This is a genomic window from Xenorhabdus littoralis, assembly GCF_033949345.1.
In the GTDB taxonomy this organism is placed as follows: domain Bacteria; phylum Pseudomonadota; class Gammaproteobacteria; order Enterobacterales; family Enterobacteriaceae; genus Xenorhabdus; species Xenorhabdus littoralis.
In genome coordinates this window covers 1-777 of record NZ_VCDP01000141.1, presented here as the reverse complement: position 1 = coordinate 777, position 777 = coordinate 1, and the positions used below count along the sequence as shown (strand labels likewise).

At 40.0% G+C, this 777-nt stretch carries 1 protein-coding gene; it reads right to left on the bottom strand.

Annotation, left to right across the window (positions count from 1 at the left end):
- Window positions 1-225: 225 nt before the first annotated feature.
- A complete protein-coding gene (locus FE394_RS18610; protein ID WP_319927821.1) occupies window positions 226-756 on the bottom strand; it encodes a Rha family transcriptional regulator in 531 nt (176 codons plus the stop codon).
- Between the last annotated feature and the right edge of the window lie 21 nt (window positions 757-777).

Genomic DNA, 777 nt, shown 5'->3' with positions numbered 1-777 from the left:
ATGCTTTGGAGGATTTTGTAAAATGGTCACTGAATCGATGACCAATGAAAATATCAATGGGTTAGGTTAATCAGCGAAGATTTTCGCCGATTGATAGCCAAAGTGACGGCCTCGGTAATTTCAAGCAGTTAGCTGAATTAACCGAGGTCACCAAACTGAGGACCGCGAGAATATCAACTATTTATAGCGTCAAAGGATCGGATTTCAAATCCCACCCCTGAGCCATTAATCTTCATCGAAAAGCAGCTTTGGCTGTGTCAGAGATAAAATTTGCTCGTACTCCAGAGCCAGTAATTTTTTCTCTTTCTTTCTATCATTCATCAAGCGGCTACCCATTCGAGCTTTAATCTCAGACTTAGCTACTTTCAATGCATGCCGGTGCTGGGCTTCCTCTCCAAGATATTTCCATCGGTCTATTTGCTCCGCCATCCAGTTAAAGGCCTGAATATAATTAACCTTGATTAGCATTGCCGCTTTGCCAGTAAATCCCATTACTACCAATATGTAACCATCTTTTGTTAGATTGAACATGGGTTGTACGTCACCATTTTTATCAATAAAATCAGCCTCCTCAAAATTGAGGACAGCAAAATCATCAGGGCATTCATCTCTAACCTGACGAATTTTTCTTAAAACGTTGTCATGTCGTTTGCCAAAATATGACGCTATTTTAAGGCTCGTTGTAACCACCTTGTCTTGAACAGCGGTTACCATTTCTTGAAAATCAAATGATGGAATGACCGTAATATCTTTCATGCGTAGTTCCTTTTAGAAAAC